Annotated in this window: 21 protein-coding genes, 1 pseudogene and 1 riboswitch; of the genes and pseudogenes, 6 read left to right on the forward strand and 16 right to left on the reverse strand. The window is 70.4% G+C overall.

From position 1 onward, the window contains the following. Positions 1–63: 63 nt before the first annotated feature. Entirely contained in the window at positions 64–1,836 is a 1,773-nt protein-coding gene (locus IEZ19_RS44275; protein ID WP_189317057.1) for an AMP-dependent synthetase/ligase, read from the forward strand. Between the two features lie 331 nt (positions 1,837–2,167). Here IEZ19_RS44275 and IEZ19_RS44280 read toward each other — a convergent pair whose 3' ends face one another. Next, entirely contained in the window at positions 2,168–3,310 is a 1,143-nt protein-coding gene (locus tag IEZ19_RS44280) for a glycosyltransferase family 4 protein (RefSeq protein WP_189317058.1), read from the reverse strand. 171 nt (positions 3,311–3,481) lie between these two features. Here IEZ19_RS44280 and IEZ19_RS44285 point away from each other — a divergent pair, with 171 nt between their 5' ends. Further along, entirely contained in the window at positions 3,482–4,717 is a 1,236-nt protein-coding gene (locus tag IEZ19_RS44285) for a glycosyltransferase 87 family protein (protein ID WP_189317075.1), read from the forward strand. Here IEZ19_RS44285 and IEZ19_RS44290 read toward each other — a convergent pair. Next, positions 4,678–6,000 carry an MATE family efflux transporter gene (locus tag IEZ19_RS44290; protein WP_189317059.1) on the reverse strand — a complete coding sequence of 441 codons (1,323 nt, stop codon included), beginning with the start codon at positions 5,998–6,000 and terminating at the stop codon, positions 4,678–4,680. The two genes, IEZ19_RS44285 and IEZ19_RS44290, sit on opposite strands and share 40 nt — an antisense overlap. Positions 6,001–6,092: 92 nt before the next feature. Here IEZ19_RS44290 and IEZ19_RS44295 point away from each other — a divergent pair, with 92 nt between their 5' ends. Further along, positions 6,093–6,650, forward strand: a complete 558-nt coding sequence (locus tag IEZ19_RS44295; protein ID WP_189317076.1) for a PadR family transcriptional regulator — start codon at positions 6,093–6,095, stop codon at positions 6,648–6,650. Here the strand turns inward: IEZ19_RS44295 and IEZ19_RS44300 are convergent. The 5 genes from IEZ19_RS44300 to IEZ19_RS44320 all read right to left on the reverse strand — a co-directional run bounded on the left by IEZ19_RS44300 (position 6,607) and on the right by IEZ19_RS44320 (position 11,949). Then, positions 6,607–7,797, reverse strand: a complete 1,191-nt coding sequence (locus tag IEZ19_RS44300; protein WP_189317060.1) for a hypothetical protein — start codon at positions 7,795–7,797, stop codon at positions 6,607–6,609. The two genes, IEZ19_RS44295 and IEZ19_RS44300, sit on opposite strands and share 44 nt — an antisense overlap. A gap of 27 nt (positions 7,798–7,824) precedes the next feature. Next, positions 7,825–8,838 (reverse strand): C40 family peptidase, encoded by a 1,014-nt coding sequence (locus tag IEZ19_RS44305; protein WP_189317061.1) that lies wholly within the window; start codon positions 8,836–8,838, stop codon positions 7,825–7,827. Between the two features lie 243 nt (positions 8,839–9,081). After that, positions 9,082–10,116: a C40 family peptidase gene (locus IEZ19_RS44310; RefSeq protein WP_189317062.1), complete on the reverse strand. Its 1,035-nt coding sequence runs from the start codon at positions 10,114–10,116 to the stop codon at positions 9,082–9,084. Between the two features lie 209 nt (positions 10,117–10,325). After that, positions 10,326–11,669: an NYN domain-containing protein gene (locus IEZ19_RS44315; protein ID WP_189317063.1), complete on the reverse strand. Its 1,344-nt coding sequence runs from the start codon at positions 11,667–11,669 to the stop codon at positions 10,326–10,328. A 40-nt stretch (positions 11,670–11,709) separates the two neighbouring features. Continuing rightward, complete coding sequence (locus tag IEZ19_RS44320) at positions 11,710–11,949, reverse strand: hypothetical protein (protein ID WP_189317064.1); 240 nt, start codon at positions 11,947–11,949, stop codon at positions 11,710–11,712. A 155-nt stretch (positions 11,950–12,104) separates the two neighbouring features. On the opposite strand from IEZ19_RS44320, the gene IEZ19_RS44325 reads away from it, so the two are divergent. Then, positions 12,105–12,896: a rhomboid family intramembrane serine protease gene (locus tag IEZ19_RS44325; RefSeq protein ID WP_189317065.1), complete on the forward strand. Its 792-nt coding sequence runs from the start codon at positions 12,105–12,107 to the stop codon at positions 12,894–12,896. Continuing rightward, positions 12,893–13,174, forward strand: coding sequence for an Lrp/AsnC family transcriptional regulator (locus tag IEZ19_RS44330; RefSeq protein ID WP_100572304.1), 282 nt, complete (start codon positions 12,893–12,895; stop codon positions 13,172–13,174). The genes IEZ19_RS44325 and IEZ19_RS44330 overlap by 4 nt, the downstream gene beginning before the upstream one ends. A gap of 35 nt (positions 13,175–13,209) precedes the next feature. Here IEZ19_RS44330 and IEZ19_RS44335 read toward each other — a convergent pair whose 3' ends face one another. From IEZ19_RS44335 to ctaE, 6 genes are all read right to left on the reverse strand, one after another. Beyond that, the gene (locus tag IEZ19_RS44335) at positions 13,210–14,571 is read right to left on the reverse strand and encodes an aminotransferase class V-fold PLP-dependent enzyme (RefSeq protein WP_189317066.1); all 1,362 of its coding nucleotides are present in this window, start codon (positions 14,569–14,571) and stop codon (positions 13,210–13,212) included. Between the two features lie 210 nt (positions 14,572–14,781). After that, positions 14,782–14,898: riboswitch (SAM riboswitch) on the reverse strand. 76 nt (positions 14,899–14,974) lie between these two features. After that, positions 14,975–16,039, reverse strand: coding sequence for an anthranilate phosphoribosyltransferase (gene trpD, locus IEZ19_RS44340; RefSeq protein WP_189317067.1), 1,065 nt, complete (start codon positions 16,037–16,039; stop codon positions 14,975–14,977). A gap of 122 nt (positions 16,040–16,161) precedes the next feature. Then, positions 16,162–17,799: a cytochrome bc1 complex cytochrome b subunit gene (gene qcrB / locus IEZ19_RS44345; RefSeq protein ID WP_189317068.1), complete on the reverse strand. Its 1,638-nt coding sequence runs from the start codon at positions 17,797–17,799 to the stop codon at positions 16,162–16,164. Continuing rightward, the gene (gene qcrA, locus IEZ19_RS44350; protein WP_189317069.1) at positions 17,796–18,854 is read right to left on the reverse strand and encodes a cytochrome bc1 complex Rieske iron-sulfur subunit; all 1,059 of its coding nucleotides are present in this window, start codon (positions 18,852–18,854) and stop codon (positions 17,796–17,798) included. Before qcrA ends, qcrB begins: the two co-directional genes overlap by 4 nt. After that, a complete protein-coding gene (qcrC, locus tag IEZ19_RS44355; RefSeq protein ID WP_189317070.1) occupies positions 18,851–19,663 on the reverse strand; it encodes a cytochrome bc1 complex diheme cytochrome c subunit in 813 nt (270 codons plus the stop codon). The genes qcrA and qcrC overlap by 4 nt, the downstream gene beginning before the upstream one ends. 74 nt (positions 19,664–19,737) lie before the next feature. Continuing rightward, positions 19,738–20,358: an aa3-type cytochrome oxidase subunit III gene (gene ctaE, locus IEZ19_RS44360; RefSeq protein WP_189317071.1), complete on the reverse strand. Its 621-nt coding sequence runs from the start codon at positions 20,356–20,358 to the stop codon at positions 19,738–19,740. Positions 20,359–20,513: 155 nt separating this feature from the next. Between ctaE and IEZ19_RS44365 the strand changes: the two genes are divergently transcribed. Then, positions 20,514–20,915, forward strand: coding sequence for a response regulator (locus IEZ19_RS44365; RefSeq protein WP_189317072.1), 402 nt, complete (start codon positions 20,514–20,516; stop codon positions 20,913–20,915). 42 nt (positions 20,916–20,957) lie between these two features. Here IEZ19_RS44365 and IEZ19_RS44370 read toward each other — a convergent pair whose 3' ends face one another. From IEZ19_RS44370 to IEZ19_RS44380, 3 genes and pseudogenes are all read right to left on the reverse strand, one after another. Then, positions 20,958–22,220, reverse strand: coding sequence for a L,D-transpeptidase (locus tag IEZ19_RS44370; RefSeq protein ID WP_189317073.1), 1,263 nt, complete (start codon positions 22,218–22,220; stop codon positions 20,958–20,960). A gap of 150 nt (positions 22,221–22,370) precedes the next feature. After that, positions 22,371–22,769 carry a cytochrome c oxidase subunit 4 gene (locus tag IEZ19_RS44375; protein ID WP_189317074.1) on the reverse strand — a complete coding sequence of 133 codons (399 nt, stop codon included), beginning with the start codon at positions 22,767–22,769 and terminating at the stop codon, positions 22,371–22,373. Beyond that, positions 22,766–23,084: pseudogene (locus tag IEZ19_RS44380) on the reverse strand (aa3-type cytochrome oxidase subunit I); the annotation flags it as partial. The pseudogene IEZ19_RS44380 and the gene IEZ19_RS44375, both read right to left, overlap by 4 nt.

Here is a 23,084-nt window from a genome sequence, read left to right on the forward strand (position 1 = left end):
CGCTGCGTCACCACCCGCCGAGCCCGCGGGCACCTCCGCACCGCTCAACTATGAAGACCCGCTTTGTACGAGGTCCCCGCGGACGGCAATCTGACCGACATCGTCCGCAGAAACGCCGCGCAGCATCCGGACGTCGCCGTCATCGCCCGGAAGGTCGGCGGTGTCTGGCAGGACGTGACGGCCCAGGACTTCCTGGCCGAGGTGCGCGCTGCCGCCAAGGGGCTCATCGCCTCCGGGGTGCGACCCGGCGACCGCGTCGGCCTGATGTCCCGCACGCGGTACGAGTGGACGCTCCTCGACTTCGCGATCTGGAGCGCGGGCGCTGTCACCGTGCCGGTGTACGAGACCAGTTCGCCGGAGCAGGTGCAGTGGATCCTCTCCGACTCGGGCGCCACCGCCTGCATCGTGGAGCTGGGCAGCCACGCCGCCGCCGTCGACTCGGTGCGCGACCGGCTGCCCCGGCTGACGCAGGTCTGGCAGATCGAGGGCGGGGGTGTCGCGGAGCTGGGCCGGCTGGGCAGCGACATCACCGACGCGACCGTCGAGGAGCGCAGCTCGCTCGCCAAGGCCGACGACCCGGCGACCATCGTCTACACCTCCGGCACCACCGGCCGCCCGAAGGGCTGTGTGCTCACCCACCGCAGCTTCTTCGCCGAGTGCGGCAACATCGTGGAGCGGCTGCGCCCGCTGTTCCGCACGGGCGAGTGCTCGGTGCTGCTCTTCCTGCCGCTGGCCCACGTCTTCGGCCGGCTGGTGCAGATCGCGCCGATGATCGCGCCGATCAAGCTGGGCAACGTCCCGGACATCAAGAACCTCACGGACGAGCTGGCCGCGTTCCGCCCGACGCTGATCCTGGGTGTTCCGCGGGTCTTCGAGAAGGTCTACAACTCGGCGCGCGCCAAGGCGCAGGCCGACGGCAAGGGCAAGATCTTCGACAAGGCGGCCGACACCGCGATCGCGTACAGCAAGGCGCTGGACACACCCTCGGGCCCGTCGCTCGGTCTGAAGATCAAGCACAAGACGTTCGACAAACTGGTCTACAGCAAGCTGCGCGCGGTGCTCGGCGGCCGGGGCGAGTACGCCATCTCCGGCGGCGCCCCGCTGGGCGAGCGGCTCGGCCATTTCTTCCGCGGCATCGGCTTCACGGTCCTGGAGGGCTACGGCCTGACCGAGTCGTGCGCGGCCACCGCGTTCAACCCCTGGGACCGGCAGAAGATCGGCACGGTCGGGCAGCCGCTGCCGGGTTCGGTCATCCGCATCGCCGACGACGGCGAGGTGCTGCTGCACGGCGAGCACCTGTTCACGGGCTACTGGAACAACGAGGCCGCGACCGCCGAGGCGCTGGCCGACGGCTGGTTCCACACCGGTGACATCGGCACCCTCGACGAGGACGGCTACCTCCGGATCACCGGCCGCAAGAAGGAGATCATCGTCACCGCGGGCGGCAAGAACGTCGCTCCGGCCGTGATCGAGGACCGTATCCGGGCACACGCGCTGGTCGCGGAGTGCATGGTGGTGGGCGACGGGCGGCCCTTCGTGGGCGCGCTGGTCACCATCGACGAGGAGTTCCTGGGCCGCTGGGCCGCCGAGCACGGCAAGCCGGCGGGCTCCACCGCGGCGTCGCTGCGCGAGGACCCGGATCTGCTCGCGGCGATCCAGGCCGCTGTCGACGACGGCAACGCCGCGGTGTCGAAGGCGGAGTCGGTGCGGAAGTTCCGCATTCTGCCCTCCCAGTTCACGGAGGAGTCGGGCCACCTCACGCCGTCCCTGAAGCTCAAGCGGAGCGTGGTGGCGAAGGACTACACGGACGAGATCGAGGCGATCTACCAGAAGTAGCGGCCCTCTGACGGGACGTCACATCGTGGCGCGGTGTCCTCGGCGAGGACCCGCGCCATGGTGCGTTCGGCGAGCGCGCTGATGGTCACGAAGGGTTTCACGCCGATCGAACCGGGCACGAGCGAGCCGCCGCCGGCGCCCCGGCGGACGTACTGGACAAGGGTGCGGACGCCGGCCTCGCCGAGGCGGAGCGCGGCGACGGCACCGCCGTAGCGGAGCCGACGACTACGGCGGGAGCGGATTCGACGGCGCCGGGCTCGGCCGCGCGGGACTCCGCCCGATTCGGGGCGCCATCCGGGGTGCCGGGTTCGCCCCCGCCCCTGACGGGGCTCTACAGCAGCGTCTTCAACTTCTCCGCCAGGAGGTCCCAGCGCCACTTCTCCTCGACCCACTGTCTGCCCCGCTCGCCCATGCGGTGGCACAGTTCGGGGTCCGCGAGCAGGGCGGTGACGCGTTCGGCGGCCTCGTCGGGGGAGCCGCCCCGGACGACCCAGCCCGTTTCGCCGTCGAGCACCGCGTCCGGCGCCCCGCCGGAGTCGCCGGCGACGACCGGCAGGCCGGTCGCGGAGGCCTCCAGGTAGACGATGCCGAGTCCCTCGACGTCGAGGCCGCCCCGCCGGGTCCGGCACGGCATGGCGAAGACGTCCCCGGCGCCGTAGTGCGCGGGCAGTTCCGACCAGGGCACGGCACCCGTGAAACGCACCGAGGCGGCGACGCCGGTCTCGTCGGCGAGGCGGCGCAGGTCCGTCTCGTACGGCCCGCCGCCGACGATCAGCAGCACCGCGTCCGGCTGTGCGGCGAGGATGCGTGGCATGGCCCGGATCAGCGTGTCCTGGCCCTTCCGGGGCACCAGCCGCGACACGCACACCACCACGGGCCGGTCGGTCAGCCCGAGCCGCGCCCGCACCTCGTCGCCGCCGGAGTCCGGGTGGAAGGTCTTCTCGTCGACCCCGGGCGGCAGCTGCGCCATCCGCGCGGCCGCCGCCGGGGAGAGCGCGTCCGCGATCCGCGAGCGCGTGTACTCCCCGAGGTAGGTGATCGTGTCCGTGGCGTCCCCGATCCGCCGCAGCAGTTGCCGCGCGGCGGGCAACTGGGCCCATCCGGCCTCGTGCCCGTGCGTGGTGGCCACCAGCCGCTCGGCGCCCGCCTTCCGGAGCGCGGGCGCCATCAGCCCGAGCGGCGCCGTCGCCCCGAACCACACCGACGTGCACCCGTGCTCGCGCAGGAGCCCGACGGCCCGCCGGGTCGTCGCGGGCGTCGGCAGCAGCATCGTCGTACGGTCCCGTACGACCGTGAAGGGCTGCTCGGCGTCGAACGCCGCGGTGGCCTCGGCGCCCTCCCGGCCGCGCTTCCATGTGGAGGCATGGACGACCAGCCGCTCGGGATCCAGCCGCAGCGCCATGTTGTGCAGGAACGCCTGGATCCCGCCGGGCCGGGGCGGGAAGTCGTTGGTCACGATCAGGGTCTTGTGCATCGCCGCCGACCCTACCGGTCACCGCCGGCCCGTACCTGACCGGCGAGGCCTTCCCGCTCGGAGGGGGACGTTGCCGGACGGGTGTGTGCCATACGGGTGCGTCGAGACACCGCGTACAGGTCCACAGGTCATCATGGCCCCTCGAGGGACGGCGACGGACAGGAGCTCATGGTGGACATCGCGGGCGCGCGCGGGACCCTGACGGGACTGCTCGGGGTCTGGGGTCTCACCCGGCTGGTGCTGCTGCTCCTCGTGTTCCGGGTGTTCGTCTTCCCGGGCGCCGACGTCACGTCCGACGTGTCCGTCATCTACCGGGGCTGGTACGAGGTCCTGCGCCACGGGACGTTCCCGCTGGACGACGTGACCTGGCAGTACCCGCCCGCCGCCGCCCTCGCGATCCTCTCCCCCGCCGTCCTGCCCTTCCTCGGCTACACGAGCGCCTTCTTCGTCCTGGCCTGCCTCGCCGACCTGGTCGTCCTGGCGCTGCTGTGCCGTACCGGACCGCGCCCCGGCCGGTCACTGCGCGGCGCCTGGGTGTGGGTGGCCGGCCTTCCGCTGCTCGGCACGACGGCCTACGCCCGCTACGACGTGATGGTGACCGCGGTGGCGGTGGCCGCGCTGCTCGCCGGCGCCCGGCACCCCCGGCTGATGGGGGCGCTGGCGGGCTTCGCGGCCATGGTCAAGGTGTGGCCGGTGCTGCTGCTGCTCGGTGCCGTGCGACGGCGGGCGTGGGGCGCGGCGGCGGTGACCGCAGCCGGGGTGGCGGCCCTGTTCGCGCTCGCCATGCCCGGCGCCTTCGCCTTCGTCACCTTCCAGCGGGACCGGGGCACCGAGGTGGAGTCGCTGGGGGCGCTGGTCTTCCATGTGGCCCGGCACTTCGGCTGGCGGGGCGAGGTGCTGCTGAACTACGGATCGGTGGAATTCCTCGGCCCGTACGTCGACGTGGTCAGCGCCGCGGCCCTGGCGCTGACCGGCGTCGCCTTCGGCTGGCTGCTGCTGTGGCGGCTGCGGGCGGTGCACCGGGCGCCGCACACGATCGCGGACGCGGTGTTCACGGCGGTGCTGATGTTCACGGTCACCAGCCGGGTGATCAGCCCCCAGTACCTGGTGTGGCTGCTGGGCCTGGCCGCCGTCTGCCTGTGCTTCCGCGCCGGCCGGATGGGTGTGCCCGCGCTTCTGCTGCTGGCGGCATGCTTCGTGACGGTCCTGGAGTTCCCGCTGGGCTTCTCGCACGTCGTGGTCAGCGACGGGTACGGCATCGGTCTGCTCCTGCTGCGCAACGGCCTGCTGGTCGCGGCCACCGTCACCGCGGCCCGCGCGCTGTGGCGCTCCACGGTCTCCGCACCGGCCTCGACCCCGCTGCCGGCTCAGGCGGCGCGCACCAGACAGACCCCGGTCTCCTCCTGACGCCGGGCGCGCCGCGCCCGTACGGCGACCGCCGCGCACTGCACGGCCATCGCGAGCGCGAGCGCCAGGCACACGCCCGGCAGGCCGAGCCCCGACAGGCCGTACGCCAGCGGCAGTTGGACGGCCGTACCGAGCAGGGTGACACGCAGCAGCACCGGGGCTCCCCCGCTGCCCTCGAAGACCCCGCCGAGCGCGATGAAGCAGGCCATCAGCAGCAGGTAGGGGCCGACGCAGCGCAGGAACAGCACGCCCTGGTGGGCGACGCCGGGTCCCGCACCGAAGGCGGCCATGATCCACGGAGCACCGGCCGCGAACAGCACCGCCGCCGCGAGACCGAGCGTGCCGGAGACGAGCACCGCCTGCCGCCCGATGTCCCGGCGCGAGTCGTTGCCCTCGCCCCGGGTGTGCGCGGTGTGGATGGATGCGGCCTGGCGTACGGAGTAGAAGGCCATGGTGGCTACGTACATGACCTTGTACGCGATGGAGTAGGCGGCCACGGCCGTCACCCCGAGCCGCGCCACGATCGCCACCAGCACGAGCGCACCGCCCTGTCGCACGGTGAAGTCGGCGGACATGGGCAGCCCGGTGGTCAGGGTCCGGCGCAGGGCCGTGGGCACCGGCTCGGCTGGCGGCACCTGTGCGGCTGTCCTGAGCAGTGCGTTGCGGCGCAGGGCGCGCAGTCCGACGGCCAGGGCGGCGCACCGGCACAGCACGGTGGAGACGGCGGCGCCCGGGACGCCGTAGAGGTGGATGAGGAGCGGGTCGCAGACCAGGATCAGCCCGTTGGCCAGCAGCGCGAGCCGCATCGGGGTGCGGGTGTCACCGGTCCCCTTGAGGATGCCGTCGACGAGCTGCTGGGCGAAGAAGACGGCGATGCCAGGCAGGGAGACGGCGAAGTAGGCGGTCGCGAGCGGCAGGGCGGCGCCCTCGCCGCCGCCGAGCACCAGCCGGGCCAGCGGCTCGCGCAGCAGCAGACCGCCCACCACGACGAGGGGTGTGACCAGCCCGAACAGAGCCCAGCCGCCGCGCACCGCGGCCCGTACGGCGGCAGGGTCCCGGGCGCCCCGGGCGTGCGCGACCAGCACGGTCGTACCCGAGGCGAAGACCAGGGCCATGCCGAGCAGCACGTTCTCGGCGTTGGTCGCCACGGCGACGGCGGCCACGGCGGCGGAGCCGAGCCGGGAGACCCAGACGGTGTTGATGATCCCGCTGGCGACCGAGGCGAGGAGCGAGAGGTAGACGGGGTGGGCGAGCGCGATGAGCTGCTTGCGGTGGGCGTTCACGATGCGGGACCCCCTGGCTTCGAGCTACCTCGATTCGAGGTAGCTCGAAAAGAGGTATCATGGCGACACGACGTCCGCAAGGAGGATCCGGCGTGCTGGAGCTGTCGATCCTCGGCTTCCTGGCCGAGGAACCGCTGCACGGATACGAGCTGAAGGAACGCATCAAGGCGCTGAGCGGCCACGTCCGCCCGGTCAGCGACGGTGCCCTCTACCCGGCCATCAACCGGCTCGTCGCCGCGGGCAGCCTCGAGCAGCGCACCGAGGACGGCGTGAGCGCCGCCCCGCGCCGGGTGCTGTCGCTGACCGAGAAGGGCCGCGAGGACCTCCTGGAGCGGCTGCGGCACCCCCGGCAGCAGGACGTCACCGACCACGTGCGCTTCAACACGGTCCTCGCCTTCCTGCACCGACTGCCGGACCGGCGGGAGCAGGCCGCCGTGCTGCGCCGCCGCCTCGTGTTCCTGGAGACCCCGGCGAGCTTCTTCTACCGGGACGGGCAGCCCGTGCGGGCGGAGGAGGCCGGCGGTCTGTTCCGGCAGGGCATGCTGCGGATCGCGCGCGCCACCGGGGAGGCCGAGCGGGCGTGGCTGCGCGAGGCGATCGAGCTGCTCAGCCGAGCCGATCCCGGAGATAGTCCCGCCACTGCGCGGTGAACGCCTCCAGCGTCGTTCCGAGCACCCGCTTCATCGCGTCCTCGACCGCGCCCGCCCGCTTCGGATGGGTGCCGACGGCCCGGTAGAACTGACCGAGCCGGACCTCGCCCCACCGGTCGGCGATCATCCGGCAGGCCAGCCAGCCGCCCTCGTAGGCGCGGGCGAGCCTTCCGGGGTCACCGGTGAAGCCGAAGTCCTCGTCGGTGGGCAGGGCGTCCGGCACCTCACCGTCCCGGACGGCGCGGGCCAGTTCCGGGGAGGCCTGTGCGGGCGTACGGCCCGTGCCGAGATAGCCGATCCAGTCCGCGTAGCCCTCGGACAGCCACAGCGGGGTGGCCGGGTTCGTGTGAGCGCGGGTGGCCACATGGGTCGTCTCGTGCGTGAGCACGACCTGCTTGCCGACGTCACCGAGGAGGGCGTACGCCTCCGGATTCACGACGACCCGGTCCGCGGGCGCCGCGCCGGAGCCTCCCGCCTCACCGGTGGTCACGGCGGCGATCCCGCGGTAGGAGGAGGCGGGCGAGCCGAGGAGGCCCGCCATCCCCTCCAGGGACCCCGGTACGAGCACGACGACGTGCCGGGTCCAGTCCGTCCCCCACGCCCGCGAGACCGCCGGGACGGCACGGTCCGCGAGCCGCGCGTACGCGTGCAGCGCCGTGCCGGACTGCCCGACGCCCATGACGAGGCTGTGCTCGCCCTGCACGGTGTTCACCGTGCCCTGGTCCCACAACTGCTCGCCCGCCTTCTTCGCGGGCCGGTCCGAGGCGACGTACCAGCCGCCGTCGGCCGTGACCTTCAGGGTGAGCAGGCGTCCGCTGACGACGGGTGCGTTGTCGTAGCCCCGGACGCGGTAGCTGAGGCGGGCGTCGGCGGTGGCGGTGGAGCCGCTGCGGTGCAGGCCGGTCAGGCGGTACGACCAGGACGCCAGCGGCACCGCGCGGAGGTGGTCGTAGGCGGTGCGGGTGCCCGTCTCGCCGTACGCCGCCGCGTCGTGGCGGAGGAGCGCGGCGGCCCGCCGGTCGAGCACGTGCTGCACCTCGGCCGTCGCCGAGTCGGTCGTGGGCCGCCCGCCGCATCCCGTCAGGGAGATGAGTACCAGAGCGAGCCCCACGACTCCCGAGCGCCACGCCCGTCCGCGACCAGCCATTTCCCGATCGTACGGCGCGGCGCGAGGTCAGACCCGGGTGACCGAGGAGACGGGCAGCATCCCGACCGGGTCGTAGCGCACCGGCGCGCCCGGGTGGGGGGCGTGGATCACCTGGCCGTTGCCCACGTACATCGCCACATGGCTCGCGTCGGAGCGGTAGACGACCAGGTCGCCGGGGCGCGCCTGGGAGAGCAGGACGTGCCGGCCCGCGTACCGCTGCTCCTGCGAGGTGCGCGGCAGATGGACTCCGGCCTGGGCGTACGACCACTGCATCAGGCCCGAGCAGTCGAAGCCGAACGGGCCGCTCGCGCCCCACACATAGGGACGGCCGAGGGCGGAGCGGGCGGCGGCGACCGCGGCGGCGGCACGGGCGTCGGGGGGCGTGGCGTCCCCGAAGCCGGGGAAGTCGAAGCGGCCGCCGCGGGAGGCCCGCTCGTAGGCGGCGCGTTCCGCGTACGGCAAGGAGTCGAGCAGTTCCCGGGCCCTGGCGAGTTTCTGCTCGACGGTCCGCTTCTGCGTGGCGACCGACGTGCGGCTCTTCTCCAGGTCGGCGAGCTTCCGTGCCGCCTCGGCGCGTTCCTGGGCCAACTCGCGCAGGGCGCATTGGAGTTGTCTCAGCTCGCCCGCCTGGTACGCGCCGATCCGGTCGACGAGGGAGGCCTTGTCGAGGTAGTCCGCGGGATCGGCGGACAGGAGCAGGGCGACGGCGGGGTCGATGCCACCGGAGCGGTACTGCGCCCCGGCCAGCGAACCGACCTTCTCCCGCAGGCTGTTGACGCGCTGCTGCTGCCGGGCGATGTGGTCCTGCGCGTCTCCGAGCTGCCTGCGCAGCGTTCCGGCGTGCTCGTCGGCCTTGTTGTAGGCCTCGGTCGCCTTCTCGGCCTCCTCGTAGAGGCGGTCCACCTCCGCGCGGGTGTCGGCGTGCGGCGTGGCGCCCGCCGGTACGGCGCCGAGAACGACGGCCGTCGCGGACAACACGCTCAGGGCCGCGCCGGCGCCCCGGTCGAACCCGGACGGTGCAAAGCGGCGATGGGACACCACGAGATGCCGCACTTCCTTCCGCTGGCTGACAGTTGCCGCTTCCCGGTGCCGGGGCGCGGGGCCCCGGCGGTGAGGGAAACGCGGCAGACAGTAACCGCGCGGACACGCGGCGGCCAAAGGCGCCGACGGCCACACAACGTGACGCCCCGCCGCTGACGCAGGTCAACGGCGGGGCGCGGGGTCAGTTCCGGTTCGCGTGATTCGCTCGTTCGGGCGCCACCGACACCGGGTCTCCGGTGCGGATCAGATCCGGACGCCGAACTGGAAGGGCATGTTGTTGATCGACTCGTAGCGCACGGTGGCACCGGTGTGCGGGGCGTGCAGCACCTGGCCGTTGCCGGCGTAGATACCGACATGGTGCAGGTCGCCGTAGAACAGGACCAGGTCGCCGACCCTGAGGTCGCTCTGGCTGTAGATGCGCGTACCGGCGCCGGCCTGCGCCTGCGAGGTGCGGGGTATGCCGACGCCGGCCTGGGCGTAGGCCCAGGAGGTCAGGCCCGAGCAGTCGAAGGAGGACGGGCCGGTGGCGCCGTAGACATAGGGCGAGCCGATGGCCTTCTGGGCGGCGGAGAAGGCGGCGGCCGCGATCCCGGAGGCGGAGCCGACGTTGCCGAGATCGACGCGGGCGGCGGAGGACCGGCTGGCGCGGGCCTCCTCGGCCGCGAGCGCCGCCTTCTCCTGCGCCGTCAGGGTGTTGAGCAGCTTCTGCGCGTCGGCAAGCTTGGCCTGGACTTCCTTCTTCTTGTTGCTCAGCTCGGTGCGGGTGGCGGCGAGGTCCTTGAGCTTCTCGGTGGCCTCGGTCCGCTCCTGGGCGAGTTCACGCTGTTTGTCCTGAATCTTCTTCAGGGCCTCGACCTGCTGGGCGCTCAACTGGTCGAGCGTGGAAGCCTTGTCGAGGAAGCTGTCCGGGTCCGCCGAGAGGAAGAGCTGGACCGACGGGTCGATACCGCCCGAGCGGTACTGCGCGGTGGCCATCGAACCCAGGCCGTCACGCAGCTTGTTGAGCTCCTCCTGGCCGCGCGCGACGGTGTCCTGGATGGTGGAGATCTCCTTCTGGAGCTTCTCCTGCTTCTCCTTGGCGCCGTCGAGCTTCTCGGTGGCCTGCTCGGCCTCCTCGTAGAGCTTGTCGACCTTCGCCTTGACCTCGCTCTTGCTGGGCTTCTCACTGGGCGCCGCATTGGCGGCCTGAGCGCTCAGCGCGACGGCAGCGGCGGCTGCGGTGGTCAGCACGGTCACGCGCGTGCGACTGGGCTGCTTGGGTCGACGGTGGGACGCCACGGAGACGGGCTCCTTCTTTTGAGTGATCACCCGTGCGGAGGTTCGAGGCCCGACCCTAGTGACCTTGCTGTGATCAGTTCAAATCCTCACGCGAAAAATCTCGTCACAGCATGCATTCTTTGCACACAACTCACATGCTGTGATGCCGACTTGACACTAGGTGGCGCACGAGACGGGTCAATTCGGGCATTGAGCCCGTACGTCGACCTTCACGACAGTCGCTTGAGAAGCACCGCAGAGGCGACAGGTCGGGCACCCGCCTTCGCGACTCCGTCGGCCACCTCGCGGTCGGTCGAGGCGACGATGACCGGACGGCCCGGCGGTTCGGCGCGCACCAGTTGGCGGATCAGCTCGTCGGCCGTGACGCCGGGCTTGGAGAACAGCACCCGGACGCCGCGCGGCGGCGCGAGCAGGACGGGCGCGGCCAGTTCGGCGCCGTCGAAGACGCACGTGACCTCCGCGCCGGTCTGCGCGGCGAGCTGCGAGAGCTGACCGAGGAGCCTGAGGCGCTGCTTCTCGAGCGGCATCTGGGGATAGCCGGTCTTGGTGACGTTGTAGCCGTCGACGACGAGATGCGCCTGCGGGAGGGCCAGCAACTGGTCCAGGATCGCGGGGTCGTGCTCGGACAGCGCCCGCGCCGCGATGTCCTTCGGGGTCATTCGTCCCGGTTCGACCGCGTCCACGGTCTCGGCGGGACGCACCGAGACGGGCGGCAACGCCAGCTCCCTGCGCAGCCCCTGGGCCGCCTCGTGCACGGTGTCGAGCAGCAGCCGTACCCGCATGTCCTCGACGCTGCGTCCCTCGCGAGCCGCTCGCCGGGTGGCCTCGAGCGCGGCTTCCGCCTCCCCCAGCCGGGCCTTGAGCCGCCGGGTCTCGCTCACGGCGGCGGACAACTGCGCCTGCCCGTCGGCGCGTACGGCCTCGATCTCGCCCTGTACCTTGCGCAGCGCGGCCTCGCCCCGCTTGACGTCACTGAGGGCGGCGCGCAACTTGCGGTGAAGCGATTCGGCTTCCTTCTTCGCCGACTCCAGCTCCGTGCGCAGCCGTTCGGTCTCCGTGCGGGTCTGCTCGCGAGCCTTCTCCAACTCCTCACGCAGCCGCTCGAGTTCGGCCCGGCTCTCCTCGTCGGCCCGCTCCGCGTCCGCACGCTGGGCCTCCTCGCCGGCCGCGGTGACGAGCTTCACCCAGCCGGTGGGACGCAGCACATAGGCCGCGGCCGCCACGTCGAGCGGATCCGCGGCCGGGGGCGGCGAGCCGGAGTCGAGGGCGCCGGCGAGTTCCGGCTGGGCCTCTCTCAGCTTCTCGCCGATGCGCTGGCGGAACAGCGTGTCGGTCTCCAGGGCCGCGGCCATCGCGTTGCCCGCGAACTTGGCCCGGCGATTCGGGGCGAAGCGCGCATACTGCCGCAATTGGGCGGGCAGTTCGCCGACCGTCAGCCCGCCGAAGCCGTCCGACACGATCTGCACGACACGCCGACGCACCCCGTCGGGCAGCGGACGGTCAAGCACCTCAGCGGTGCCGTCGCCCGGCCCCCCGCCTGTGGTCTCCACCATCCGTCACACCCCATCACCTGTGCGGGGCCGCCTCCTTCGGTCAGGAGTCGGCGCCCGGCCTGTCCACCAGTTCCACCTGGTCCACCGCGTTGCACCAACGGCAGCGCACCGACTCGATGGTCTCACTGAGCACCTCGCGCTCCTCGACCTTCGGCTCACCGGCCAGATCGAGGTGGACGTACTCCACGACCTTCGAGGCGCGGGTCACGTCGAAGCGCGTGAGGTTGCCGCAGAGGGTGCAGCGCCACCGCGTCGTGGCGGTCGGCAGGGGAACGGGCATCGTGACTGTTCGCTTCCTTCTAGTGTCCGTGACACGTCGTCTCCCCGACGCGTGTGGGTCGTAACCCTACGGCCTGGTGGCTCCTCGACGCCCGTCCGTCCACGGCGGCGAGGCGGTCTGTGCGAGTGCGTCCGGGTACGTCATGCTCTGTATTCGTGATCAGTAACTGGAACAGGGCGGCCGACAGGACCTTCCGAACCCCACGGGGGCCGGCGGCACCGATGACGTACACCCTGATCGTCCTGTGCTGCCTGATCTTCATGATCTCCCCCGCCTCAGGGCTCAATCCGTCGTACGGCACCGGCGACGCCCTGCTCGCCGCGCAGCGGGCGTACTTCCACCGCTGGGGCGTGGTCCCCGCGAACCTGTTCGACGGGCCCGCGCGGGAGGCCCTCACCCCGGCGACGGCGCTGTTCGTGCACGGCAGCTGGGTGCATCTGCTCGGCAACATGCTCTTCCTCTACGTCTTCGGAGCGATGACCGAGGAGCGGATGGGCCGCGTGCAGTTCTTCCTCTTCTACGTCGGCTGCGGCTATCTGGCGCTGCTCGGCTACGCGGCCGCCAACAGCTCCTCCCAGCAGTCCCTGGTGGGTGCGTCCGGGGCGATCTCGGCGGTCCTCGGCGCGTTCCTGTTCCTGTTCCCCGGGGCGCGTGTCACCAGTCTCCTCCCGTTCCTGTTCTTCCTCCCGCTGCGATTCCCCGCGTGGGTCGTGCTGCCGTTCTGGGCGGCGTTGCAGTGGCTGGCGGCGGGGCAGGCGTCGTCCGGGCCCGGGGTCGCCTATCTGGCCCACCTGGTGGGCTTCTCGCTGGGCTTCGCCTTCGCGTGGGTGCGGTTCGGAAAGAAGGGAGGCCCGAAGGGCGGCCTTCGAAAGGCGGTGGTGGGAGACGGGCGGGCTAAAGTGAAGGCCGCCCCAGCTCCGGCTCCCGAGGGAGAGAACCAGCCGTGATCACCGCGATCGTCCTCATCAAGACCAGCGTGGACCGGATCCCCGAGATCGCGGAGCAGATCGCTTCGCTGGACTCGGTGAGCGAGGTCTTCTCCGTCACCGGCACGTACGACTTGATCGCGATGGTCCGGGTCCGGCAGCACGAGGACCTGGCCGAGGTCATTCCGGGGCGGATCAGCAAGATTCCGGGGGTGGAGGGTACGGACACGCATGTGGCGTTCCGGACGTACTCACAGCACGACCTGGAGGCGGCGTTCGCGATCGGACTCGACTCCTGATCCCCTGAACACCGCCTCACGGCAGCGGCAGAACCTCACACCGCCGGGACGCAGCGGCCGCCCTCCGTCCTGTACGTCCACTTCGCGCCGTTCGTGATCAGTTCGCGTACCGCCGTCACGAAGCGCTCGACGTGCTCGTCCGGCGTTCCCGCGCCGAAGCTGACTCGGATGGCGTTCAGGGACTTCTCGCCCGGGGCCGCCTCAGGGGCACCACATTCGCCCTGGGTCTGGGGGTCGGTGCCGAGCAGGGTGCGGAGCAGGGGGTGGGCGCAGAAGAGGCCGTCGCGGACGCCGATGCCGTACTCGGCCGAGAGCGCCGCGGCGAAGTGGGAGCTGTTCCAGCCCTCGACCACGAAGGAGAGCACGCCCACCCGGGGAGCGTCCTCGCCGAAGAGGGAGAGGACGCGCACCTCGGGCACCTCGGCCAGGCCTGCACGGACCTTCTCGATCAGGTGTTGCTCGCGGGCGACCAGGGTGTCGAAGCCCGCCTCCGTGAGGGCCTTGCAGGCCGACGCGATCGCGTAGGCGCCGATGACGTTCGGGGAGCCGGCCTCGTGGCGGGCGGCGCTCTCGTGCCACTCCACGGACACTCCCCCGTCCTCGCGCCGCGTGACCTTGCGGCTCGCGCCGCCGCCCGCGAGGTAGGGCTCGGCCTGCTGGAGCCAGTCGGCACGGCCGGCCAGGACACCGGAGCCGAAGGGGGCGTACAGCTTGTGGCCGGAGAAGGCGACCCAGTCGACGTCGAGGTCCCGCACGGACACCGGGTGGTGGGGGGCCAGCTGGGCGGCGTCGAGCACGATGCGCGCGCCGTGCGCGTGGGCCGCCGTGGCCAGGTCGCGTACGGGCCACAGCTCGCCGGTGACGTTCGAGGCGCCGGTGACACAGACGAGGGCCGGGCCGTGGGGGTCGCGGCCGGCGAGGGCCCGCTCCAGGGTCTCGACGGCCTCGTGCGGGGTGCGCGGGGCATCGAGGCAGGTGACCCGGGCACCCCTCCAGGGCAGCAGCGACGCGTGGTGCTCGGTCTCGAAGACGAAGACCTGGCAGTCGGCCGGGAGCACGGCGGCCAGGAGGTTCAGGGAGTCGGTGGTCGAGCGGGTGAAGACCACCTGGTCGGACGTGCGGCAGTCGAGGAACTCGGCGACGGTCGCGCGGGCGTTCTCGAACAGGTCGGTGGACAGCTGCGAGAGGTAGCCGGCCCCGCGGTGGACGCTGCCGTAGTAGGGCGCGTAGGCGGCCACGTCGTCCCAGACGCGCTGGAGCGCGGGGGCGCTGGCGGCGTAGTCGAGCGCGGCGTGCGTGACGTCGCCGCCGGTGACGAGCGGGACGGTGACGTCCCGGCCCAGGACGGACAGCGGGGCGCAGACGGACTGGTCGACGGCAGCGGTGCTGACGGACATGACGAACTCCCGTGAGAGCAGGTGAGGGGGTTGGGGGGACCCCAAGAAGTTGGGGGGACCCCAAGAAAAGGCACAGCCGACGCGCGAGCGGACAGGGCTCAGCGACGGTGGGGTGAAAAAGGGGGATGCGGAGGCGGGGCTCTGCGGCCCTATCGCATTCGCTTGCTCACGGAAGGCTCCTCGACGACCAGGACCCCTGGTTTCTCGAGGGGTCCGCGCTTGCCGCAGACCTCGCTGCCTGCGGCCTGGTCTTCACCCGGGGCACCCCGCCACGGACGGAGGGTTGCCGGACAGTCGGCCGGGGCCTCATGACTGTCACTCATGACCTGGTACGGGAACCTACGTGACGTGATCGATGTCCCGCAACCCATGTCCGGATCGCGGGACATCGATCAGCGTCGTCCTACGCGTTGCTGGCGGCGGCCCAGCGCTCCAGCGTGCGCTTCGCCGCGCCCGAGTCGATCGACTCCACGGCCTTCGCGATCCCGGCCCGGATCTGGTCCGTCAGCGGACCGTCCCCCGGCTCCAGGGCGACGAGCGCCGCGGCCGAGTTCAGCAGTACGGCGTCCCGGACAGGGCCCGTCTCGCCGTCCAGGAGGCGGCGGGCGACGCCGGCGTTGTAGGCCGGGTCGGCGCCGCGCAGCGCCTCGACCGGCACCAGCTCGATGCCGACGTCGCGCGGGTCGAAGGCCTCCTCGGTGACCTTGCCGTCCCGTACGACCCACACCCGGGAGGTGGCGGTGGTCGTCAGCTCGTCGAGGCCGTCGTCCCCGCGGAACACCAGCGCGGACGAGCCGCGCTCGGCCAGCACGCCCGCCATGAGCCCGGCCATCCGGGTGTCGAAGCAGCCGATGGCCGAGGCGGTGACCCGGGCCGGGTTGGTCAGCGGGCCCAGCAGATTGAACGAGGTCGGAATCCCAAGGTCCCGCCGGACCGCACCGACGAACCGCATCGACGGGTGGAACTTGGCCGCGAAGCAGAAGGTGATGCCGGCCGCCTCGACCACCTCGGCCACCCGCTCCGGCGACAGGTCCAGGTTGATGCCGAGCTGCTCGAGGACGTCGGAGGAGCCGCTCGCCGAGGACGAGGCCCGGTTGCCGTGCTTGACGACCTTCGCGCCGGTCCCCGCGATCACGATGGACGACATCGTGGAGATGTTGACCGTCTTGGCCATGTCGCCGCCGGTGCCGACGATGTCGACGGCCGGTCCCGGGATGTGCAGCGGCTTCGCGTGGGCGTACATCGCCTCGACGAGACCGGTGATCTCCTCGACCGTCTCGCCCTTGGCCCGCAGTGCCACCAGGAAGCCTGCCATCTGGGCGTCCTGGGCCTCGCCGCTCATGATGCGGTCCATGGCCCACGCCGTGTCGTCGGCGCTCAGGTCCTGCCCGGCGAGCAGGGCGTTCAGGACGGCGGGCCAGGAACGGGCCGCCGCGGTGTCGCCTCCGGCGGGGGTCACAGCGCTCATCAGCCGCTCCTGGTTCGTAGACACGTACAGGCTGCCTCCACCCTATCGACCGCGGGACATGGCGAAGGGCCCCGTCCGAACACCGGACGAGGCCCTTCTGCGTGGCGTGGCGACGCGGACGATCAGTGGTGGCCGTGGCCGCTCGTGATCTCCTTGTACTCGTCGACGGTCGGCTTCGAGATCTGGGATTCCTCGCCGTACAGAGCGTCGCTGAGCTTGGCGCGGAGCTTCTGCGAGCCCTTCACCTTCCGCTCGACGCCGTTCTCGTCGACCGTCGGACCGATCTCGGCCGGCTCGTACTGGTGGTGAGCCGTGAGCGTGTGCAGCTGCTCCTGGCTGAGCGGCTCGTGCACCTCGATGAACTCACCGTGCGGCAGGCGCTTGATGATGCCGGTCTCACGACCGTGCAGCACCTTCTCGCGGTCGCGGCGCTGCAGACCCAGGCAGATCCGCTTGGTGAGGAGGAACGCGATGACCGGGCCGACGAAGACGAAGATCCGGACGAACCAGGTGACCGCGTTGATCGACAGATGGAGGTGCGTGGCCCACAGGTCGTTGCCACCGCCGACCAGCAGGATCAGGTACACCGTCATCCAGGCGACACCGAGGCCGGTGCGGGTCGGGGCGTTGCGCGGGCGGTCCAGGATGTGGTGCTCGCTCTTGTCGCCGGTGACCCAGGACTCGATGAACGGGTAGACCGCGATCGCGACCAGGACCAGCGGGAAGATCACCAGCGGGATGAACACGCCCAGGACGAGCGTGTGACCCCAGAAGTTGACCTCCCAGCCCGGCATGAAGCGGATCAGCCCCTCGGAGAAGCCCATGTACCAGTCGGGCTGGGCACCGGTGGACACCTGGTCCGGACGGTAGGGGCCGATGGCCCAGATCGGGTTGATCTGCGCGACCGCCGCGATGGCCGCGATGGCACCGAAGACCAGGAAGAAGAAACCTCCGGCCTTGGCCATGTAGACCGGCAGCAGCGGCATGCCCACGACGTTCTTCTCGGACTTTCCGGGGCCCGCGAACTGCGTGTGCTTGTGGTAGAAGACCAGGATCAGGTGGCCGACCACCAGGCCGAGCATGATGCCCGGCAGCAGCAGGATGTGGACCGAGTAGAACCGGGCGACGAAGTCGTGGCCGGGGAACTGTCCGCCGAAGAGGAAGTACGACAGGTACGTGCCGACGATCGGCACGGACAGGACCGCGCCCTCCATGAAGCGGACACCGGTGCCGGAGAGCAGGTCGTCCGGGAGCGAGTAACCGGTGAAGCCGGTGAACATGCCCAGGACGAACAGCAGGAAGCCGAACAGCCAGTTGATCTCACGCGGCTTGCGGAACGCGCCGGTGAAGAACACGCGCATCATGTGCACGAACATGCCGGCGAGGAAGATCAGCGCGGCCCAGTGGTGGATCTGCCGCACGAGCAGACCACCGCGCACGTCGAACGAGATGTGCACGGTCGAGTTGAACGCCTCGGACATCAGCTGGCCCTGCAGCGGGACGTAGCTGCCGTGGTACGCCACCTCGTTCATCGACGGGTGGAAGAACAGCGTCAGGTACACACCCGTGAGGATGATGATGATGAAGCTGTAGAGGGAGACCTCACCCAACATGAACGACCAGTGGTCGGGGAAGATCTTGCGCATGTTGGCCTTGGCCAGGGAGTAGATCCCGAGCCGGCCGTCGGCCCAGTCGGCGACTCGCTCGCCGGCCGGCGCCTTCCCGCGGGTGCGGGACTCGTCGTTGGTCGTAGTGCTCATCCGCGCTCCCAGAATGCAGGACCGACGGGCTCCTCGAAGTCGCCGAGCGCCTGGAGGTAACCCTCGTCGTTCACGCCGATGCGGAGCTGCGGCAGGGCGTGACCGGCGGGGCCGAAGATCACTCGGGCACCGTCGGAGAGGTCGAAGGTGGACTGGTGGCACGGGCACAGCACGTGGTGCGTCTGCTGCTCGTACAGCGAGATCGGGCAGCCCACGTGGGTGCAGATCTTCGAGTACGCCACGATGCCCTCGTGCGACCACTCGAGCTCACGCTTGTCCTTGATGTTGTCCGGCTGCAGCCGGACGATCATCAGGGCCGCCTTGGCGATCTCGGTCTGGAACTCCTCGTCGGTGTCCTCCAGGCCCTCGGGCTTGGCGAAGGTCAACGAGCCGACCTGGACGTCCGAGGGACGCAGCGGCTGGTTGGTGTTCATGTTGACGAGCAGCTTGCCCTTCGACCACAGCGTGTGGCGCAGCGAGGTGCCGGGCAGCGGGCCGAGGTCGCGCAGCAGGATGACGCCGGACAGCGGCACCAGGGTGAGCGCGCCGAACATCGTGTTGCGGATCAGCTTGCGGCGGCCGATCGCCGACTCCTTGGCGCCCTGCTTGAAGTCCGCGTGGACCTTCGCGCGGACCTCCGGCTCGGCCTCGATCGGGTGGCGCTCGTCGGCGATCTCCACGTCGGACATCAGGGTGCGGGCCCAGTGGACCGCGCCCGCACCGATGCAGAACAGCGCCACGCCGAGGGTCAGGCCCAGCGTGAAGTTCAGCGCGCTGAGGTGACCGATCGGGAAGACGAAGATCGACTTGTCGCGCGGGATCCCCACGTACGCGGCGATGAAGCCGACGGTGGCCAGCATCGACACCGTGAACAGCAGGGCCACCATGCGCTCGGACCGCCTGGCGGCCCGCTCGTCGATGTCCTGGATCCGGTGCTCGTGGGGCGGCAGCCCCGGGTCGGCGAACGGGTCCTTCTCGTCCGCGATGCTCACCGCGACGTGCGCGGCCTCCTGCTCAGCGGGCAGGTTCTCTTCTGGAATGTCTTGGCTACTCATGACTTCTTGGCCTTTGCGGTCCGAGCGGCGACCCAGACGGCGACCGCGATCAGTACGCCCAGTCCGAAGATCCACGCGAACAGACCCTCACTGACCGGCCCGAGGCCGCCCAGGCTGAGGCCGCCGGGGTTGTTCGTCTGGTCGCTGTTGACCGCGTTCAGGTACGCGATGATGTCCTTCTTGTTCTTCTCCGACAGCGTGGTGTCGGGGAAGGACGGCATGTTCTGCGGGCCGGTGAGCATGGCCTCGTAGAGGTGCTTCGGGGCGACGCCCTCGAGGTTCGGCGCGTACTTCCCCTTGGTGAGGGCACCGCCCTTGCCGGTGAAGTTGTGGCACTGCGCGCAGTTGGTGCGGAACAGCTCACCGCCCTTGGCGATGTCCGCGCCCTCAGGGCCGTACTGCGCGGAGGTCGGCGTCTCGGGACCGGCGCCCAGCGAGGCGATGTACGCCGCGAGCTGGTCGATCTGGCCCTGCGTGTAGATGTTCTTCTTGCTCGGGACCTGCGGGCCCTGGGAGGTGGCGGCCGGCATGCGGCCGGTGCCCACCTGGAAGTCGACCGCCGCGGCGCCCACGCCCACCAGGCTGGGGCCGTCGGAGGAGCCCTGGCCACCGGTGCCGTGGCAGCTGGCGCAGCCGACCGAGTAGAGCTTCTTGCCCTCCTCGATGGTCAGGGACTGGGAGGTTTCATCGGCCTGCGCCTTGCTCGCGGGCGCGAACGCGGCGTACAGCCCCCCAGTGGCCGCCAGCGCAAGGAGTAGGACGACGACCGCCGCCAGCGGATGGCGTCGTCGTGCGGAGAGCTTTTTCACGGATTACCCCGGTGTCAGGATCTTCTGCGTCGATGCTTCTGGGATGGATCGGTCGCCGTCGTCCGGCGCGCCGATCACTTGATCAAGTAGATCGTGGCGAAAAGGCCGATCCAGACGACATCGACGAAGTGCCAGTAGTAGGACACGACGATGGCGGCGGTCGCCTGCTCGTGTGTGAACCTCTTCGCCGCGTAGGTGCGGCCGAGGACCAGCAGGAAGGCGATGAGACCGCCCGTCACGTGCAGGCCGTGGAAGCCGGTGGTCAGGTAGAACACCGAGCCGTACGGGTCGGAGGACAGCGAGATGCCGTCCTTCTTGACCAGCTCGGTGTACTCGTAGATCTGACCGCCGATGAAGATCGCACCCATGATGAAGGTGACGATGAACCAGCCGCGGAGCTTCTTCACGTCACCGCGCTCGGCGGCGAACACGCCGAGCTGGCAGGTGAGGGAGGAGAGCACCAGGATCGTGGTGTTCGTCGCGGAGAAGGGCACGTTCAGGGCGTGCGCCATCGCCTTCCAGTGATCCGGTCCGGTCACCGATCGAAGGGTGAAGTACATCGCGAAGAGGGCCGCGAAGAACATCAGCTCGGAACTCAACCAGATGATGGTTCCGACGCTGGTGAGGTTCGGCCGGTTGACCGACGGGTGCGCGTGCCCGGTTTCTACTGTCGTTGCTGTCGCCACGACCGACATTATGTCGGTCGCTTATCTCGCCCTCACTCCGGGGGGTGCCGTTCGGAGTGTCTCTGCCCGCCATACCGGTGTTGACGTGGTGTTCAGGGGAGTAACATCCGCCTCGAACGGCCCTGTCCGTCCCGTCCGTACGACGCCGACGTCCCGGAGGAACAATGCAGCCGACCGCCACGGTGCTGGTCTACAGCGACGACTCCAACACCCGCGAGCAGGTACGGATGGCCACCGGCCGAAGGCCCGCCCCTGACGTCCCGTTGGTCGAGTTCGTGGAGTGCGCGACGCCGGCGGCGGTCGTGCGCGAGTTGGACAAGGGCGGCATCGACGTGTGCGTCCTGGACGGGGAGGCCGTGCCCATGGGGGGCATGGGGCTGTGCCGGCAGATCAAGGACGAAGTGTTCGACGCCCCGCCGGTGTTGCTGCTCATCGGGCGGCCGCAGGATGCGTGGCTCGCGACGTGGAGCCGGGCCGAGGCTGCGGTGACGTTGCCCGTGGAGCCGGTGGAGTTCGCGGCTGCTCTGGCCTCTCTTCTGCGGCAGAAGAAGTTGCAGAGCGCCTAGTGAGCGGGGGCGCGGGAAACCCCGCGCCCCCGCTCAAGGGCGTTACACCGCCGTTGGCTGCAACCTTGCCGCTGCCTGCTGTGCCGCTGCGTCCGGGGTTCCTGTGCCGGTCAGGGCGCTTCCTGTGTGCCACTTCGTCCAGTCGACGTTCCAGTCGCCGAAGCCGTTGCCGAAGGGCTCCATCGTGTTGCCGTTGGAGTTGACGACCTTGACGATGTCGCCGGGGTGGACGTAGTCGTAGAACCACTCGGCGTTGCTGGTACTCATGCCGGTGCAGCCGTGGCTGACGTTGGCGTAGCCCTGGGAGCCGACGGACCAGGGCGCGGCGTGGACGTACTCGCCGGACCAGGTGACACGGGTCGCGTAGTAGACCGGCAGGTCGTACGAGTCCGAGGTGCCTGCGGAGATGCCGATGGTCTCACTGCGCATACGTACGAGGTACTGCTTCTCCAGGACCACCTTGACGCCGTTGCGGGTCTCGAAGCCGGGCTTGCCGGTGGTGACCGGCAGCTTCTTGATCTCGGCGCCGTTCTTGTAGACCGTCAGCTGGTGTGTGGCGGCGTCCGTGATGGCCTCGATCCGGTCGCCGATGGTGAGCTTCAGATCCTTGGCCTTGCCGCCGCGCAGCCGGTCGCCGACCTTCACGCCCTCCAGGTTGCTGTGCGCGGTGATGGTCGCGTGGGCCGGCCAGTACTCCTTGGGGCGGAAGTGGAGCTGCTTGTCGTCCACCCAGTACCAGGAGCCCTGAACGGCGGGGACGGAGTCGACCCTGAGGGCGCGCTCGACGACGGCGCGCTGGGCCTTGTCCTTCACCGGCTGGTTGAGGTCGGCCGTGACCGGCTGTCCGACCCCGTACGCGCCCGCCTTCGGCCCGAAGGTGACGTCCAGGGTCTTCTTGTCGGTGGACTTGCTGGTGTCGAAGGTGAGCTCCTTGCGGCCCGGGGCGCCGTCCTCGTCCTCCGTGCTGATCCGCACCGTGTAGTGGGCGTTCGCGGCGAGCGGGGAGGTGCTGTGCCAGCGGCTGCCGTCGGCGGCGAGTTCGCCCGCCACGTAGCGTCCCGTGCTGTCCACGGCCGTGACGTCCGTGATGCGCCCGTCGCCGTTGGAGGTGACCTCGAGGGGCTTGTCGGGGTCGGCCCTCTTCCCGGCACCGGTGGGGGCGTTGAACGAGATCTGATCCGCCGCGTCGTACGGCTCGGCCGACAGGGGGTTGCCGTCCGAGCCACAGGCGGTGACGCCCGCGCCGAGGGCGGTGACCAGCAGAGTGCAGCCGACGACGGTGCGGGTGCGCGGAAGCTTGCTCATGCGCCCCACGTTAAGGAGGTTCGTCAATCCCGGCGCGTTGAGTGACCCTTTCGAGGGAATGGCCGTACGGAAAAAGGCGCCGTGGGCAGAAAAGCAGGAGCCCGGACCTCCTGAGGGAGTGTCCGGGCTCCTGGGAGCGCTCAGCGGCTGCTACTGGGTGCGGTTCTCACCGTGGTAGTACTCGAAGACCCAGCCGAACAGGCCGATCATGATGATCGGAGCCGAGAAGTACAGCAGCCACCAGCCGACCGCGATGCCGAGGAAGGCCAGCGCGCCACCGATGCCGAGGGCGAGCGGCTGCCAGCTGTGCGGGGCGAAGAAGCCCAGCTCACCCGCGTCGTCCGCGACGTCGGCCTCCTTGTCGTCCTGGGCACCCGCGTCGACGCGCCGGGCGGTGAAGCCCAGGTAGAAGCCGATCATGATGCTCAGGGCGAAGGCCAGGAAGAGCGCCGTGGTTCCGGCCGGCTCCTTCGACCACACGCCATAGACGATCGCCATGACGAGCATGAAGACGCTCAGCCAGATGAACATCCTGCCCTGGATCTTCACTTGCCGGCCTCCTTGCTGCCCGCGATGGCGCCGGCGTGCTCCAGCTGCTCGAGGGCCGCGATCTCAGGGTGATGCAGGTCGAACGCCGGGGATTCGCTGCGGATCCGCGGCAGGGTGAGGAAGTTGTGCCGCGGCGGCGGGCAGGACGTCGCCCACTCGAGCGAACGACCGTAGCCCCACGGGTCGTCTACCTCGATCTTCTTGCCGTACTTCGCGGTCTTCCACACGTTGTAGAGGAACGGCAGTATCGACAGACCGAGCAGGAACGAGCTGATCGTCGAGACCGTGTTCAGGGCGGTGAAGCCGTCGGCCGCG

Origin of the sequence: Streptomyces brasiliensis (assembly GCF_014647875.1) — a bacterium.
GTDB classification, from domain to species: domain Bacteria; phylum Actinomycetota; class Actinomycetes; order Streptomycetales; family Streptomycetaceae; genus Streptomyces; species Streptomyces brasiliensis.